This is a genomic window from Micromonospora sp. NPDC005707 (assembly GCF_040631005.1).
In the GTDB taxonomy this organism is placed as follows: domain Bacteria; phylum Actinomycetota; class Actinomycetes; order Mycobacteriales; family Micromonosporaceae; genus Micromonospora.
Window position 1 is genome coordinate 510,552 of sequence record NZ_JBEXYR010000003.1, and the last position, 15,882, is coordinate 526,433.

15 protein-coding genes are annotated in these 15,882 nt (G+C 74.6%); 10 read left to right on the plus strand and 5 right to left on the minus strand.

The features are described 5' to 3' along the window. Positions 1-8 precede the first annotated feature (8 nt). From priA to hisF, 6 genes are all read left to right on the plus strand, one after another. Complete coding sequence (gene priA, locus ABZ452_RS07565) at positions 9-737, plus strand: bifunctional 1-(5-phosphoribosyl)-5-((5-phosphoribosylamino)methylideneamino)imidazole-4-carboxamide isomerase/phosphoribosylanthranilate isomerase PriA (protein ID WP_357939948.1); 729 nt, start codon at positions 9-11, stop codon at positions 735-737. After that, on the plus strand, positions 734-1,174 hold the full coding sequence (locus ABZ452_RS07570) for a RidA family protein (RefSeq protein WP_357939950.1): 441 nt from the start codon (positions 734-736) through the stop codon (positions 1,172-1,174). The genes priA and ABZ452_RS07570 overlap by 4 nt, the downstream gene beginning before the upstream one ends. Positions 1,175-1,252: 78 nt before the next feature. Beyond that, complete coding sequence (locus tag ABZ452_RS07575; RefSeq protein ID WP_357939952.1) at positions 1,253-1,699, plus strand: MarR family transcriptional regulator; 447 nt, start codon at positions 1,253-1,255, stop codon at positions 1,697-1,699. 5 nt (positions 1,700-1,704) lie between these two features. Next, a complete protein-coding gene (locus ABZ452_RS07580) occupies positions 1,705-2,130 on the plus strand; it encodes an organic hydroperoxide resistance protein (protein WP_357940081.1) in 426 nt (141 codons plus the stop codon). Next, on the plus strand, positions 2,127-3,125 hold the full coding sequence (locus ABZ452_RS07585; protein ID WP_357939954.1) for an NADP-dependent oxidoreductase: 999 nt from the start codon (positions 2,127-2,129) through the stop codon (positions 3,123-3,125). Before ABZ452_RS07580 ends, ABZ452_RS07585 begins: the two co-directional genes overlap by 4 nt. A 73-nt stretch (positions 3,126-3,198) precedes the next feature. After that, positions 3,199-3,966 (plus strand): imidazole glycerol phosphate synthase subunit HisF, encoded by a 768-nt coding sequence (gene hisF / locus ABZ452_RS07590; protein WP_357939956.1) that lies wholly within the window; start codon positions 3,199-3,201, stop codon positions 3,964-3,966. Between the two features lie 32 nt (positions 3,967-3,998). Here the strand turns inward: hisF and ABZ452_RS07595 are convergent, their stop codons facing one another. Together ABZ452_RS07595 and ABZ452_RS07600 are read right to left on the minus strand one after the other, a co-directional pair. Beyond that, complete coding sequence (locus ABZ452_RS07595) at positions 3,999-4,460, minus strand: hypothetical protein (RefSeq protein ID WP_357939958.1); 462 nt, start codon at positions 4,458-4,460, stop codon at positions 3,999-4,001. 141 nt (positions 4,461-4,601) lie between these two features. Beyond that, positions 4,602-5,279 carry a hypothetical protein gene (locus ABZ452_RS07600; protein ID WP_357939960.1) on the minus strand — a complete coding sequence of 226 codons (678 nt, stop codon included), beginning with the start codon at positions 5,277-5,279 and terminating at the stop codon, positions 4,602-4,604. 58 nt (positions 5,280-5,337) lie between these two features. Here ABZ452_RS07600 and ABZ452_RS07605 point away from each other — a divergent pair, with 58 nt between their 5' ends. Then, positions 5,338-6,795, plus strand: a complete 1,458-nt coding sequence (locus tag ABZ452_RS07605; protein WP_357939962.1) for a PLP-dependent aminotransferase family protein — start codon at positions 5,338-5,340, stop codon at positions 6,793-6,795. A gap of 124 nt (positions 6,796-6,919) precedes the next feature. Next, positions 6,920-8,191, plus strand: a complete 1,272-nt coding sequence (locus tag ABZ452_RS07610; protein WP_357939964.1) for a low temperature requirement protein A — start codon at positions 6,920-6,922, stop codon at positions 8,189-8,191. 72 nt (positions 8,192-8,263) lie between these two features. Here ABZ452_RS07610 and ABZ452_RS07615 read toward each other — a convergent pair whose 3' ends face one another. The 3 genes from ABZ452_RS07615 to ABZ452_RS07625 all read right to left on the minus strand — a co-directional run bounded on the left by ABZ452_RS07615 (position 8,264) and on the right by ABZ452_RS07625 (position 11,940). Continuing rightward, positions 8,264-10,090 carry a long-chain fatty acid--CoA ligase gene (locus tag ABZ452_RS07615; RefSeq protein ID WP_357939966.1) on the minus strand — a complete coding sequence of 609 codons (1,827 nt, stop codon included), beginning with the start codon at positions 10,088-10,090 and terminating at the stop codon, positions 8,264-8,266. Positions 10,091-10,231: 141 nt separating this feature from the next. Continuing rightward, on the minus strand, positions 10,232-11,182 hold the full coding sequence (locus ABZ452_RS07620; RefSeq protein ID WP_357939968.1) for a terpene synthase: 951 nt from the start codon (positions 11,180-11,182) through the stop codon (positions 10,232-10,234). A 128-nt stretch (positions 11,183-11,310) separates the two neighbouring features. Beyond that, positions 11,311-11,940: a TIGR03085 family metal-binding protein gene (locus ABZ452_RS07625; protein WP_357939970.1), complete on the minus strand. Its 630-nt coding sequence runs from the start codon at positions 11,938-11,940 to the stop codon at positions 11,311-11,313. A gap of 217 nt (positions 11,941-12,157) precedes the next feature. On the opposite strand from ABZ452_RS07625, the gene ABZ452_RS07630 reads away from it, so the two are divergent. Both ABZ452_RS07630 and ABZ452_RS07635 read left to right on the plus strand, forming a co-directional pair. After that, entirely contained in the window at positions 12,158-14,032 is a 1,875-nt protein-coding gene (locus tag ABZ452_RS07630; protein WP_357939972.1) for an ABC transporter ATP-binding protein, read from the plus strand. Positions 14,033-14,148: 116 nt separating this feature from the next. Next, positions 14,149-15,876 (plus strand): ABC transporter ATP-binding protein, encoded by a 1,728-nt coding sequence (locus ABZ452_RS07635; protein WP_357940083.1) that lies wholly within the window; start codon positions 14,149-14,151, stop codon positions 15,874-15,876. Positions 15,877-15,882 lie beyond the last annotated feature (6 nt).

Consider the following 15,882-nt stretch of genomic DNA (forward strand, 5'->3'; position numbering starts at 1 on the left):
GAAATTCGTTGAGCCTCACCCTGTTGCCCGCCGTGGACGTCGCCGACGGGCAGGCCGTCCGGCTCGTCCAGGGCGCCGCCGGCAGCGAGACCACGTACGGCGACCCGCTGGAGGCCGCCCTCGCCTGGCAGGCCGACGGGGCGGAGTGGATCCACCTGGTCGACCTGGACGCGGCGTTCGGGCGGGGCACCAACGCCCACCTGCTCGCCGAGGTGGTCCGCCGGCTCGACGTGAAGGTCGAACTCTCCGGCGGCATCCGGGACGACGAGTCGTTGCAGGCCGCCCTGGGCACCGGCGCGGCGCGGGTGAACATCGGCACCGCGGCGCTGGAGGACCCGGAGTGGTGCGACCGGGTCTGCGGCGAGTACGGCGATCGGGTGGCCATCGGGCTGGACGTGCGCGGCCGTACCCTCTCCGCGCGCGGCTGGACCCGCGACGGCGGTGACCTCTACGAGGTGCTGGCCCGGCTGGACAAGGCCGGTGCGGCCCGTTACGTGGTCACCGACATCACGAAGGACGGCACGATGCGCGGGCCCAACCTGGAGCTGCTGCGCGAGGTCTGCGCCCGGACGGACGCCCCGGTGGTCGCCTCCGGCGGCGTGTCCACCCTGGACGACCTGCGCGCGCTGGCGACCCTGGAGCCGGTGGGGGTGGAGGGCGTGATCACCGGCAAGGCGCTCTACGCCGGCGCGTTCACCGTCGCCGAGGCGCTCGCCACCCTGCGGCCCGGGGCGTGACCGCCGTCGCGGGCGAGGGTTCCCGCGCGGAGTCGGAGCCGGGCGACTCCGCCGTCACCCGGCTCGGGTCGGGCGGCCCCTGGGAGGCGCTCTACGGCTACAGCCGGGTGGTCCGGGCCGGGCAGTCGGCGATCACGGCGGGCTGCACCTCCACGGTGGACGGCCGGGTGGCCCACGTCGGGGACGCCGCGGCGCAGACCGCCCAGGCGATCCGGATCGGCCTGGACGCGCTCGCCGAGGTCGGCGCCGGGCCGGCCGACGTGGTGCGCACCCGGATGTACGTGACCGACCGGATGTACGCCGACGAGGTGGGCCGGGCGCACAACGCGGTGTTCGGCGCGGTCCGTCCGGTGGCCACCATGGTGGTGGTGGCCGGGCTCATCGACCCGGATCACCTGGTCGAGGTCGAGTTGGAGGCCTGGCTCGGCGACCGCTGACGCCGTCCCCGGTGTGGGGGCGGTCACCTCGCACCCCGATCGGTTGTGCACAACTCAATTGGACGCTACGTTTTCCGGGTGACCGATGATCTGGTGCTGCGCCGGCAGGTGTGCTTCGCGCTCTACGCGGCGTCGCGCGCCCTCACCGACGTCTACCGGCCCATCCTCGACGAGCACGGCCTGACCTACCCGCAGTACCTCGTGCTGCTGGTGCTCTGGGAGCGCGGCGACGACGCCCCCACCGTCTCCGAACTCGGCGCGCGCCTCCGGCTCGACTCCGGCACGCTCTCCCCGCTGCTCAAGCGGCTGGAGGCGGCCGGCCTGGTGGTGCGCACCCGCTCGGCGACCGACGAGCGCCGGGTCGAGGTGGGCCTCACGGCCCAGGGCCGGGCCCTGCGGGAGCGGATGAACGAGGTGCCGCGGCAGGTGGCCTGCGCCACCGGCCTCACCGAGGCCGAGCTGGTCGCCCTGCGCGACACCCTCACCCGGGTCACCGAGACGATCCACCGACAGAAGGAGCAGTGACCACCATGCAGGTGCTCTACACCGCGTCCGCACAGGCCACCGGCGACGGCCGGGACGGCCACGTCCGCACCTCCGACGGCGGCCTCGACCTGGACCTGGCCGTGCCGAAGGAGATGGGCGGCGCCGGCGGCGCGACCAACCCGGAGCAGCTCTTCGCGGCCGGCTACGCGGCCTGCTTCCACTCGGCCCTGCGCCTGGTCGCCCGCAAGGCCCGGGCCGACGTCTCGAACTCGGTCGTCGAGGCCGAGGTCGGCATCGGCCCGAACGGCAACGGCGGCTTCGGCCTCGCGGTCACCCTGGTGGTCGACCTGCCCGGCGTCGAGCGATCCGCCGCGCAGCAGCTCGTCGAGACCGCCCACCAGGTCTGCCCCTACTCCAACGCGACCCGGGGCAACATCGACGTCACCCTGACCGTCCGGGACGCCGCATGACGGCCAACCGGGAGATCCACCTGGCGTCCCGGCCGCAGGGCTGGCCGACCGCCGACAACTTCCGGCTGGTCACCACCGACATCCCCACCCCGGGGCCGGGCCAGCTCGTGGTCCGCAACCAGTTCATGTCGGTCGACCCGTACATGCGCGGGCGGATGAACGACGTCAAGTCGTACGTGCCGCCGTTCCGGCTCGACGCCCCGCTCGACGGCGGCGCGGTCGGCGAGGTGGTGGCCAGCGAGGCCGAGGGCTTCGCGCCCGGCGACGTCGTCCTCCACGGCCTGGGCTGGCGGGAGTACGCGCTGGTCGACGCCAAGGGCGCGCGGAAGGTCGACCCGGGCCTGGCCCCGGTCACCGCCTACCTGGGCGTGCTCGGCATGACCGGGCTGACCGCGTACGCGGGTCTGCTCGACGTGGCGGCCATGAAGCCCGGCGAAACGGTGTTCGTCTCCGGGGCGGCGGGCGCGGTCGGCAGCATGGTGGGGCAGATCGCCAAGCTGCGCGGCGCGGGCCGGGTGGTCGGCAGCGCCGGCTCGCCGGCCAAGGTCGAGCGGCTCCGGGCGCTCGGCTTCGACGCCGCGTTCGACTACCACGACGGGCCGGTCCGCGACCAGCTCCGGGCCGCCGCGCCGGACGGCGTCGACGTCTACTTCGACAACGTCGGCGGGGAGCACCTGGAGGCCGCCATCGGGGCCATGAACCTGCACGGGCGGGCCGCCATCTGCGGCATGATCGCGCAGTACAACGCCACCGAGCCGCCCGCCGCCCCGCGCAACCTGGCGCTGCTCATCGGCAAGCGGCTCACCCTGCGCGGCTTCCTGGTCGGCGACCACGGGCACCTGCGCGAGCAGTTCGTCCAGGAGATGGCCGGCTGGCTGCGGGACGGCCGCATCTCCTACGACGAGACGGTGGTCGACGGCATCGAGCGGGCCCCGGAGGCCTTCCTCGGCCTGCTGCGCGGTGAGAACCTCGGCAAGATGCTCGTCCGGGTGTGACCCAGCACTCGTTCGCGGCGGCCGGCCCGGTCGGGCCGGCCGCCGCGCCGTGCCGGTTGGATAGGCTCGCGGCATGACGGTGGCGGTACGGGTGATCCCGTGTCTGGACGTGGACGCCGGGCGGGTGGTCAAGGGGGTCAACTTCCTCGACCTGCGCGACGCCGGCGACCCGGTCGAGCTGGCGGCCGCGTACGACCGGGCCGGCGCCGACGAGTTGACCTTCCTCGACGTCACCGCCTCCAGCAGCGACCGCGGCACCATGCTCGACGTGGTGCGGCGCACCGCCGAGTCGGTCTTCATCCCGCTCACGGTCGGCGGGGGCGTGCGCCGGGTCGCCGACGTCGACACCCTGCTTCGCGCCGGCGCGGACAAGGTCGGGGTGAACACCGCGGCCATCGCCCGCCCCGAGTTGATCGCCGAGATCGCCGACCGGTTCGGCCGCCAGGTGCTGGTGCTCTCCCTCGACGTACGCCGGGCGCCGGCCGGCACCACGCCCAGCGGCTTCGAGGTGACCACCCACGGCGGGCGCCGGGGCGCCGGCCTCGACGCGGTCGAGTGGGCGGCGCGCGGCGCCGAACTGGGTGCGGGCGAGATCCTGCTCAACTCGATGGACGCCGACGGCACCAAGGCCGGTTTCGACCTGCCGCTGATCGAGGCGGTCCGCGCGGTCGTCGACGTGCCGGTGATCGCCAGCGGCGGGGCCGGCCGGGTGGCCCACTTCCCGCCGGCCATCGGCGCGGGCGCCGACGCGGTGCTCGCGGCCAGCGTCTTCCACTTCGGCGAGCTGACCGTCGCCGAGGTCAAGGACGCCCTGCGCGGCGCCGGCCACCCGGTCCGCTGACCCCGCCCGTCCCCGGGCGCCGGCAGCGGCGGTCAGGGACGGCCGGAGTGCCCCTCGGGGGAGCGGCGCGGCATGGGGATCGAGCGGACCACGTACTCCTGCACCGCGGCGGCGTGGTCGTCCTCGTCGAGGTGCCAGTCGGACTCGTCCGGGGCGGGACCGCGGCTCAGCACGCCCTGCACGGTGTCCACGGTGGTGCCCAGGCCGGCGCTGGGCCGGGTGCGCCAGAGCCGCTCGCCGTCCGGGGTCACCCGGAACCACCCGTCGCTGACGCTGACCAGGCCGGCGCTCACCAACCGGCGGACGGCGCCCTCCACCTCGTGCCGCTCGGGAATGGCCTGGTTGAGGTGGTCGGCGGTGGAGAGGACGTCGGCGAGGCGCACGCCCTCCGGGCGCCGGGTGGCGGCTGCCCGGCGGTGCCGACCGGCGCCGCTCGCGATGACCAGTGAGACGAAGATCCAGGCGTCGCTCCAACGCCAACCGTTCTCCCCCATGGACGAATGATGCCCGGCCGCGACGGCGGAGAAAACACCCGGTTTCGCTGTCGGACGTCGTCGCAGCTCAGGGGCGTCCGGGGCGTCCCAGGAGATGGCGGTCGGCGCGGCGGAGGTGACGCTGCGTGATCGACGGCCGGGTCAGGCGGCCTCGCCGGCCGGCCGCGGCGCGCAGGGCACCGCCGGCTCGCCGGTGGGCTCGTCGGCCGGCCGGGCCGGCACCGCGAAGATCGGGATGAACAGCTGGGCGAGCGGCCCGATGGCCAGCGCGTACGCCACGGTGCCGAGGCCCACGGTGCCGCCGAGCAGCCAGCCGAGGCTCAGCACGGTCACCTCGATGACGGTCCGGACCAGCCGGACGGAGTAGCGGGGCCGGCGGGCGGTGAAGCCGGTCATGAGGCCGTCGCGCGGCCCGGGGCCCAGCCCGGCGCCCAGGTAGAGGCCGGTGGCGGCGCCGTTGGCGACGATGCCGACGACCAGCAGGGTGGTGCGGAGCGGCAGGCCCTCGCCGGGCGGCAGCACGGCCAGGGTGGCGTCGACGACCAGCCCGATCACCACGACGTTGCTGACCGTGCCGAGGCCGGGGCGCTGCCGCAACGGGATCCAGAGCAGCAGCACCAGCGCGCCGACCGCGATGGTGACCGTGCCGAAGGAGAGGTGGGTCTGCCGGGCGAGCCCCTGGTGGAACACGTCCCACGGGTCGAGCCCGAGGCCGGACCGGATCATCAGCGCCATGCTGATCCCGTAGAGGGCGAGCCCGGCGTAGAGCTGGACGAGCCGCCGGGCCGGCCGGTACCGGAGATTGCCAATTCGTGCCATGGATGCCACTCTAGGGGCCAATCCGGTCCGCGACAGAGCCAATTCAGGAGGGGTGGCCATGACGAGTCAGGTGCGCGGCGTCCAATTGGCGCGACTCCTCGGGCAGTGGCATGCCCTGCCCGGCCGCCGGCGCAGCCCGGACTACGCCGCGCTCGCCGCCGCGGTCCGCGGGCTGCTCGCCGACGGCCGGCTCCCCCTGGGGGTACGCCTGCCGGCCGAGCGGGACCTGGCCGAGGCGCTGCGGATCAGCCGGACCACGGTGACCGCCGCCTACCGGGAGCTGCGGGAGACCGGCCACCTGGCCAGCCGGCGGGGCGCCGGGAGCTGGACCATGCTGCCGGGCACCCACCGGGTGGCCAGCACCGGGCTCTGGACCCCGCTGGACGACCGGGACATGATCGACCTGGGGGTGGCCGCCCTCTCCGCCCCGGCGCAGCTCGTGCCGGCGGCCCGGGCCGCCGCCGAGGACCTGCCGCGCTACCTCGGCGGGGCCGGCTACCACCCGACCGGCATCATCGAGCTGCGCGAGGCGGTGGCCCGCGCGTACACCGAGCGGGGGCTGCCCACCAGCCCCGAGCAGATCATGGTGACCAGCGGCACCCAGCACGCGCTGGACCTGGTGCTGCGGCTGGCCCTGTCGCCCGGTGGCGGGGTGCTGGTGGAGTCGCCCACCTATCCGAACGCCCTCGCCGCGCTGTCGGCCCGGCGGGCCCGGATCACCACCCACGGGCTCGCCGCCGACGGGGACGGCTGGGACGCCGACCTGCTGCTGGGCAGCATCCGGCAGACCCGGCCGAAGCTGGCGTACGTGATCCCCGAGTTCCACAACCCGACCGGCCACCTCATGGCGACCGACCTGCGGGAGCGGCTGGTCGGCGCGGCGCACGCCGCCGGGACCGACCTGGTCGTGGACGAGTCCTTCGTGGACCTGCCGCTGGACGGCACCCCGCTGCCGCCGCCGGTGGCGACCTTCGACCGGCACTCCCGGGTGATCAGCATCGGCGGGATGAGCAAGCCGTACTGGGGTGGGCTGCGGATCGGCTGGGTCCGGGCGTCCGCGCCGCAGGTGCAGCGGCTGGCCGCCGCCCGGGTCGGCGTGGACATGGCCAGCCCCGTGCTCGACCAGCTCGTGGCCGTGCACCTGCTGGCCCAGGGGCCGGGCATCGTGGCCGACCGGCGGGTCCAGCTCGCCGCCCAGCGCGACGCCCTGGTCAAGGCGATGGCCGACCGGCTGCCCGACTGGCGGGTCACCGTGCCGCGCGGCGGCGTGACGCTCTGGGTGGAGCTGGACGGCCCGATCTCCAGCGCGCTGGCCCGGGCCGCCGAGGAGGTCGGCGTACGCCTGGCGCCCGGACCGCGGTTCGGCCTGGACGGCACCCTGGAGCGGTTCCTGCGGCTGCCCTTCACCCTGCCCGCCGCGGACCTGGAGGAGGCCGTCAGCCGGCTCGCCGCGGTCCGCTACGACCTCGACCGGGCCGGCCGCCCGCAGTGGCGGGAGCCCTCCGTCATCGCCTGACCCCGGCCGCGCCGCAGGGGTGCCCCCGTTCCGGTAAGGATCTCCTGATCGGCACCGGCACGGGACGGGGATTGCGGAGACTGCCCGGGTGGGGAACGGCGGTGGTACCCGGTGGTCGCGCGTCGTGTGGCCCGGCGCGCCCGGCTCCCGGACCACCCGGCTGGAACTCTTCTACGACCTGGTCTTCGTCTTCGCGTTCCTCAACGTCACGACCCTGACCGCCAGCCACGCCACCCCGGTCAACCTCTACCGCTGCCTGCTGGTGCTGGCGCTGCTCTGGTGGTCGTGGACGGGCTTCGCCCGGGTGGGCAACGCGGCGCGCGCCGACCAGGGTGTGCTGCCGGTGGTCGGCTTCATCACGGTGGGCGCCACGTTCCTGCTGGTGCTGACCGTGCCCACGGCGTTCGTCGACCGCCCCGGCGGCCTGCACGGCCCGCTGGTCTTCGCGGGCTGCTACTTCGTGATCCGGATGTCCCAGCTCGCGGTCTTCGCCTGGCTGGAGCGGTCGGATCCGCCCCGCCGCCGCACGCTGCTGCCCCGCGTCGCGGTGCCGACCACGGCCACCGTGCTGCTGGTGCTCGCCGGCACCGTGCCCGCGCGGCTCGCGGACCGGCCGTACGCCGTGATGCTGCAACTGGTGCTCTGGACCGTGGCGCTGCTGGTCGAGTACGTCGGCGGGGTGACCCTGGCCCGGCTCTGGTGGGTGGTGGTCTCCGCCGGGCACTGGGCGGAGCGGCACGCGCTCATGGTGCTCATCGCACTCGGCGAGTCGATCATCGCGCTGGGGCTCGGCCCGAAGACCGGACTGCCGCTCACCGGCCCGGTGGCGGTCGCCGCGCTGCTCGGCATCCTGGTGGTGGCGATGCTCTGGTGGGCGTACTTCGACACCCTGGCGTACGCGCTGGAGCAGGCGCTGCACCACGCCCGCGACCCGGACGTGCGGCGGCGGCTCAGCCGGAACATCTACACGTTCCTGCACCTGCCGCTGATCGCCGGGACCATCCTCTTCGCCCTCGGCCTCAAGGACCTGCTGGCCGACGCGGCCAGCCCGGAGACCCCCAGCTGGGGCCCGCCGCTGGGCGGCTTCTGGGTCACGGTTCTGTTCGGCGGGGTGGGCCTCTACCTGCTGAGCCTCGTCGGCTGCGCGCTGCTGGTGCTGCGGGAGGTGCACTGGCCGCTGGTGATCACGGTCGTGGTGCTCGCCGCCGTCGCCCCCGTCGTCGCCCCGATCCCGGAGCTGGCCTCGTTCATCGTGCTGGCGGTGGTCGTCTCCGTCGGGGTGGTCGTGGAGACCTTCCGGGAGGACGGCCGGCGGCGCCGGATACGGCAGCTCGCACTGGAGGAGCAGCTCGCCTCGGAGGCGGAGCAGAGCCACTGGCGTCAGCAGCACCTCTGAGGGGCGGCGGGAACCGCGGCGGCGGCCGTGCCCCGGGACGGAGGGGCACGGCCGCCGGACGCGGTGGGCTCGCTACAGCTCGGCGAGGCTGCCCGCGTACATCTTGTCGATCTCGTCGGCGAAGTTGGTCTCCACGCTCCGGCGCTTGATCTTCAGCGACGGGGTGACCTCGCCGTCCTCGATGGTGAGGTCACGGGGGAGGATGGTCACCTTCTTGATCGTCTCCCAGCGGTTCAGCTTGCCGTTCAGCTCGGCCACGTAGCCCTCGACCATGGCCTGCGCCTCGGGCGAGGTGACGATCGCGGTGTAGTCGCGGCCCTCCAGCGGCGTGCCGGCCGCCCAGCCCTGGATCGCGTCCGGGTCGAGCGTGACGAGCATCGTGCAGTAGTTGCGCGCCTGCCCGATCACGACCGCCTGCGAGGTGTACGGGCAGACGGCCTTGAACATGCCCTCGATGTGCGACGGCGCGACGTACTTGCCGCCGGAGGTCTTGACCAGGTCCTTCTTCCGGTCGGTGATGCGCAGGTAGCCGTCGTCGTCGAGGGTGCCGATGTCGCCGGTGCGGAAGAAGCCGTCCTCGGTGAACGCGGCAGCGGTCTCCTCGGGGAGGTTGTGGTAGCCGCGCATGACCGGCTTGCCCCGCACCAGGATCTCGCCGTCGGTGTCGATCCGGCACTCCAGGTCGCCCATGGCCCGGCCCACGCTGCCGATCTGCAACCCGTCCGGCGGGTTCACGAACGCGCCGGCGCTGGTCTCGGTGAGCCCGTAGCCCTCGGAGATGGGCAGGTTGGCCGCGGCGAAGAAGGTGGCGATCTCCTTGCTGAGCGGCGCCGCGCCGGAGACCAGCACCCGCATCCGGCCGCCGAGCCGGGCCTGGAGCTTGCTGAACACCAGCTTCTCGGCCAGCGAGTACTTCAGCTTCAGCCCGGCCGGAACCGGCTTGCCGGCCTGCTCCAGCGCGACCTTCTCCTTGCCCACCGCGACGCCCCAGGCGAAGATCTTCGCCTTCGCGCCGCCGGCGCTCTGGGCCGTGGTGACCGCCTTGTTGTAGACCTTCTCGAAGACCCGGGGTGCGCCGCACATGAGCGTCGGCCGGATCACCCCGAGCAGCTCGACCAGCTTGTCCACCCGGCCGTCGACGTAGGTGGGCAGGCCGACGTGGGTGGCGCCGCAGAGCAGCGTCTTGCCGAACGAGTGCGACAGCGGCAGCCACAGGTACTGCAGGTCGTCGGCGTGCAGCAGGCCCAGCTCGGCCTGCGCCACGCCCTCCCAGCACCAGCCGCCGTGCAGCAGTTCCACGCCCTTGGGCCGGCCCGTGGTGCCCGAGGTGTAGATCAGGGTGGCCAGGTGGTCGGGACCGATCCCGGCGACCAGCATGTCGATCAGATCGGGCTCGTTGGCCAGCGCCCGGGCCCCGCGCTCCTCCAGTTCGGCCAGGGTGAGCTGCGGGACGCCGGCGGCCGGGTCGGGCGCGCCGTCGAAGAGCACCACGTGGGTCAGCGCCGGCACCGCCGTGCCGGCGATCTTCGCCGCCTGGGCCGGATTTTCGGCGAAGAGCACCTTCGACCCGGAGTCGCCGACGATGTACGTGGCGTCCTCCGGCTCGGTGGTCGGGTAGACGGTGGTGGTGGCCCCGCCGGCGCACATGATCCCGAAGTCGGCGAGCACCCACTCCAGCCGGGTGTTGGCGAGGATCGCCACCGGATCCTCCAGGCCGACGCCGAGCCCGTGCAACCCGGCGGCGATCGCCTTGGCGCGCTGCCCGACCTGCTCCCACGTCAGCCAGACCGGCCCGGAGTCGTCCGGCGCGGGGTGGGCGAAGGCGTGGCGGTCGGGGGAGTCCGCCACGCGCTTGAGGAACATGTCGGGTACGGAACGGTACGGTACATCGAGAGCCATCGCTGTAGCCGCCTTCAGAGGGTGGAGGGACGTGACGGGGGTCACGCCATTCTGCGGTTACCGAAGAGTATTGCCTGGACCGGGGCAGCGGCTAGCCCTTCTGGCCTGCGGCGACCACGGTCCCGGGAGGTGGAACCCGGCTCAGGCGTACCGGGTGGCGGCGCGGGACCAGTCGTAGGTGGCCCGGATCCAGTTCCGCCGGGTGGTGAGGAAGGCCCGCACCCCCTCGTCGCCCGTCGCGGCCAGCGCCGCGTCCCGCTCCGCGTACGACGCCAGGCCCTCGTTGAACCGGGTGGCCGCGGCGCGCAGCGCCGCCTCCTCGCCCCGCCCGGCCTCGCCGGCGATCGTGGTGACGAGGTTGTGCGCGTCCGGGCCCGTCGCCCGCTCCTTGTCGTAGGAGAAGAGGTCGTTGCACCAGCAGACCAGGTCGGCGGCGAGCGCGTCGAGGGCGGCCAGCGCCGGGTCCGCCCGCCGCTCCGGGCCGGGCAGGTCCGGGTGGGCCAGGTCGGTCAGCGTGAAGCTCGGCCGGGCGCCCCCGGTGTGCCGGCGCATCTGCACGTACTCGGCCACCCCGGGCACCCGGCGGTGCTCCCGGTTGGCCGCCTCCCAGAGCAGGGCCAGCAGGTACTCGCGCAGCTGGCTGACCAGGCGCAGCAGCAGTGCCGGCCGCCGCCGGTCCCGGACCCGCCGGCACAGGTCGTCCAGCGCCACGGCCAGCGGGCCGGCCCCGGCCGGGGCCGGCGCAGCCGGGTCGCCGTGCCGGTCGAGCACCTCCAGCAGGGCCGCCACGGTCGGCGCGAGCCGGGTGGGGCTGGCTCCGAGGCCGTCCTCGTCGCAGGCGTCGTCCATCACGAACAGCCAGCTGATCAGGTCGGCGAGCAGCCGCAGGTCGCCGACCGGCGCGTCCGGGCAGGCCCGCCCGGCCAGCTCCACGGGGTGGGCGCCGGCCAGCCGGCGCAACCCGGCCGGGGTGTCGATCAGGCCCAGGTCGACGACCCACCCGGCGCTCTCCCCGGCGACCAGCTCGACGGCGGCGTGCCGGCGCGCCGGGAAGGGGGGCTCGTGCAGTGCCGAGAGCGCGAAACCTCGCATCCGACTCCCCTTGTCCCGCCACCCCGGGGTTGGGCGGCGGGTCAGGAGCGTACGGCAGCGCGGATCGGCGCCCGTCGCTGGGCCGAAGCCGGTCCCACGGTGCCCGGTGACCGGCCCGGCACGTTCCGTCAGAAGCCCAGGCTGGCCGCGCGCAACCGCTCCGCCGGTGCGGTCGGGCCGTCCACCTGGACCCGGGCCACCCGCTGCCGGCCGGACATGAACAGCACCAGCTCGCCCGGTGCACCCACCACCCGCAGCCGCTCGCCGCCGCGGCCGACGGCGCGCTCGCCGTAGCCGGGCGCCTGGATCAGCAGGTCCGCCGGGAAGCGCCGCAACGCCACCCGGGCCAGCATGGCGGCCCGCTTCCAGAGCGCGGCGTGCTGCCGGGCCGGCAGCTCGCGGGGGAGCCAGCCCGGCCGGGCCCGGCGCACGTCCTCGTGATGGATGAAGAACTCCAGGCTGTTGACCAGCTCGTCGGTGAGGGGGTTGCTCACCGGGCTCCACCGCGGCGGGCGGCGGACCCGCTCCACCAGCTCCGCGTAGGGGCCGGCGGCCACCCGCCGGCGCACCGCCTCGCCGTAGCCCCGCAGCGGCGGCAGCAGGATGCCGCCCGCCGCGTCCGGCCGGCGCTCCCGGACCAGCAGGTGCGCCGCCAGGTCGCGGGTGGTCCACCCCTCGTTGACCGTCGGCGCGTCCGGTCCCAGCTCCAGCATCAGGTCGGCGAGCGCCTCGCGCTCCGTTCGGGCGTACCGCGGCATGGCCCGATCGTAGGCCCGGCGGGCCGGTCCGCGCGTCCGGCGCGGCGCGGCGCCGGCGTCCCCCGGCCGGGAGCCGGGCCGGCGGCGCGGGCATCCGCCCTGCTGGGCGGGGTCGGCGGGGAAGGAGTGACGGCGGACATATCGGGGCCGGGTCGGCGGAGCCGGCGTCGAGCGGTAAGGATGAGGGAGAAAACTGTGGCTTACGGCGGGGGAGAGCGTGGCGAGCAGGACAAGTCGGGACGTCCTCGGCAGAGGGCTACGGGTACTCGGCCGGGCCATCCGGGAACAGCCGCGCATCTTCGCGGTCGCGGTGGCCGGCAGCGTGCTCTTCGGCCTCATGGTGATCGCCAGCGCGTACGTGGTCGGCGCGGTGGTCGGCAAGGTGGTCGTCCCGGCGGTCGCCCGTGGCTCGGTCACCGGCGGCGCCCTGGCGCTCGCCGCTGCCGCGCTGTTCGGCATCAGCGTGCTGCGGGTGGTCGGGATCTTCGGCCGCCGGCTCGGCGCCGGCTACATGCAGTACCGCCTCCAGGCCGCCTACCGCCGCCGGGTCACCCGCCGCTACCTCGACCTGCCGCTGGCCTGGCACCACCGCAACGCCACCGGCACCCTGCTCTCCAACGCCAACTCCGACGTCGAGGCCGCCTGGTATCCCATCGCGCCGCTGCCCTTCGCCGTCGGCACCCTGGTGATGCTCGTCGGCGCGGTGGTCTCGCTCTTCCTCACCGACTGGGCCCTCGCGCTGGTCGGTCTCGCGGTCTTCCCGGCGCTGTTCGCGCTCAACGTGGTCTACTCCCGCCGGATGGCGCCCCGCCAGGCCCGCGCGCAGCGGCTGCGCGCCGAGGTCAGCGGCATCGCGCACGAGAGCTTCGACGGCGCCCTGGTGGTGAAGACGATGGGCCGGGAGGCCCAGGAGACCGCCCGGTTCGCCGACCGCGCCGGCGACCTGCGCGACGCGCTGATCTCCGTCGGCAAGCTGCGCGGCGTCTTCGACCCGATGCTGGAGACCCTGCCCAGCCTCGGCACGCTCGCCGTGCTGGTGGTCGGCGCCGTCCGGCTCCGCCAGGGCGCGATCACCGTCACCGAGCTGGTCAGCGTGGCCTTCCTCTTCACGGTGCTGGCCTTCCCGGTCCGGGCCATCGGCTGGGTGCTCGCCGAGCTGCCGCGCAGCGTCGCCGGCTGGGACCGGGTGCGCCGGGTCCTCGACGCCACCGGTGAGATGCCGTACGGCGACGTGACGCTCGACCCCGCCACGCCGGCCCCGGCCACCCTCGCGTTCCACGACGTGCACTTCGGGTACGAGCCCGCCGAGGCGCACCTGCCCGGCACCGAGGTGCTCGGCGAGGTCACCTTCACCGTGCCGGCCGGGAAGACGGTCGCCCTGGTGGGGCCGACCGGCGCCGGCAAGTCCACCATCACCTCGCTGGCCGTGCGGCTGGTCGACCCGCGCACCGGCACGGTCACCCTCGACGGCGTCGACGTGCGGGAGCTGACCGCCGCCTCGCTGGCCTCGACGGTGGCCCTGGTCGCCCAGGTGCCGTTCGTCTTCGACGACACCGTGCGGGCCAACATCGCCCTGGACCGCGCCGGCATCGGCGACGACGAGGTCTGGGCGGCGCTGCGGCTGGCCGAGGCGGACGGCTTCGTGGCCGCGCTGCCCGACGGGCTGGACACCATGGTCGGCGAGCGGGGCACCTCGCTCTCCGGCGGGCAGCGGCAGCGGCTCACGCTGGCCCGCGCGATCGCCGGCCGGCCCCGGCTGCTGGTGCTCGACGACGCCACCAGCGCCGTCGACCCGCGGGTGGAGGCCGCCATCCTGGCCGGGCTGCGCGCCCCGGAGGGAGGCGGCGCGCCCGCCTCGATCCTGGTGGTCGCCTACCGGCGGGCCACCATCGCGCTCGCCGACGAGGTGATCTACGTCGAGCACGGCCGGGTGGTGGCCCGGGGCACGCACACCCACCTGCTCGCCACCGTCCCCGGCTACGCCGACCTGGTCACCGCCTACGAGCAGGCCGAACACGAACGCGAGCAGACCCGCACGTACGACGAGGTCACGCCGCTGACCTCCGGCCTGGAAGTCGAGGTTGACCGGTGAGCGCGAGGAGTGAGCCGGGTCTGCGAGCCCCGCAGTCGCGAACGGAGACCGGCGCGGCGAGCGCGACCGCCGAGGCCGGTCGGCCGGCGGAGGAGACCGAGTCGACCTGGCGGACGCTGCGGCGGGGGCTGGCGCTCTCCCCGGAGCTGAAGACCGGGCTGGCCGGCACTGTGGCGCTGGCCCTGATCTACATGATCGGCCGGGTCGCCGTGCCGGTGGCCGTGCAGCGCGGCATCGACCACGGCATCGTGGGCGGCCTGGACCTGGACGTGGTCACGGTGACCGTGCTGGTCACCGCCGCCGTGCTGGTGGTCACCACCACCTGCGGCTACCTGATGATGCGCCGGCTGTTCACGGTCAGCGAGACCGCGCTGGCCGGGGTGCGCACCCGGGCGTTCCGGCACGTGCACGACCTGTCCATGCTGCACCAGCAGTCCGAGCGGCGGGGTTCGCTGGTCTCCCGGGTCACCAGCGACGTCGACCAGATCACCCAGTTCCTCCAGTGGGGCGGCGTGATCCTCATCGTCAACCTGGGCCAGCTCGTGGTGACCACGGCCGTGATGCTGGCCTATTCCTGGCAGCTGACCCTGGTGGTGCTCGTCGCGTTCGCGCCGGCGGTGCTGGTGATCCGGCAGCTCCAGCGCCGGCTCGCCGGTGCCTACGGGCTGGTCCGGCAGCGCATGGGCACCCTGCTCGGCACCATCGGGGAGAGCGTGGTGGGCGCCCCGGTGATCCGGGCGTACGGCATCTCCGGGCGCACCGCCCGGCGGCTGGACGCGGCGATCGAGGGGCAGCGGCAGGCCCAGCAGCGGGCCATCCGGATCAGCATCGTGGGCAGCTCCGTCGGTGAGCTGGCCGCCGGCCTGGCCCTGGCGGGCGTGGTGGTGGTCGGCGTCAACCTCGGCGTCGACCGCACCCTGTCCATCGGCCAGCTCACCGCGTTCCTGTTCCTGGTGACGCTCTTCATCCAGCCGGTGCAGATCGCCACCGAGGTGCTCAACGAGGCGCAGAACGCGATCGCCGGCTGGCGCCGGGTGCTCGACGTGCTGGACGTCGCGCCGGACGTGGCCGACCCGGGGGAGCAGGGCCGGGAGCTGCCGGACGGCCCGCTGGACATCCGCTTCGCCGGGGTGACCTTCGCCTACCCGGGCGGGCCGCCCGTGCTGCACGACGTGACGCTGGAGATCCCGGCGAAGAGCCGGGTGGCCGTGGTCGGCGAGACCGGCAGCGGCAAGACCACCTTCGCCAAGCTGCTCACCCGGCTCATGGACCCCACCGAGGGCGAGGTGCTGCTCTCCGGCGTCTCGCTGCGCGAGGTGCGCTTCGAGTCGCTGCGCTCGCGGGTGGTGATGGTGCCGCAGGACGGCTTCCTCTTCGACGCCACCGTCGGGGAGAACGTCCGCTTCGCCCGCCCGGAGCTGACCGACGGCCAGCTCACCGCCGCCTTCTCCGAGCTGGGCCTGGCCGACTGGCTGGACGGGCTGCCGGCCGGCCTGGACACCCCGGTGGGCGAGCGCGGCGAGGCGCTGAGCGTCGGCGAGCGGCAGCTCGTCGCGCTGGCCCGGGCGTACGTGGCCGACCCCGACCTGCTGGTGCTGGACGAGGCGACCAGCGCCGTCGACCCGGCCACCGAGGTACGCCTTCAGCGCACCCTGGACGCGGTCACCCGGGGCCGGACGACGCTGGCCATCGCGCACCGCCTGTCCACCGCCCAGGCCGCCGACGAGGTGATCGTGGTGGACCGGGGGCGGATCGTGCAGCGCGGCCCGCACGACGAGCTGCTGCGGGACCCGGAGTCGGTCTACGCCCTGCTCTACGCCTCCTGGCTGGAGCAGACCCGCTGAGCGGGT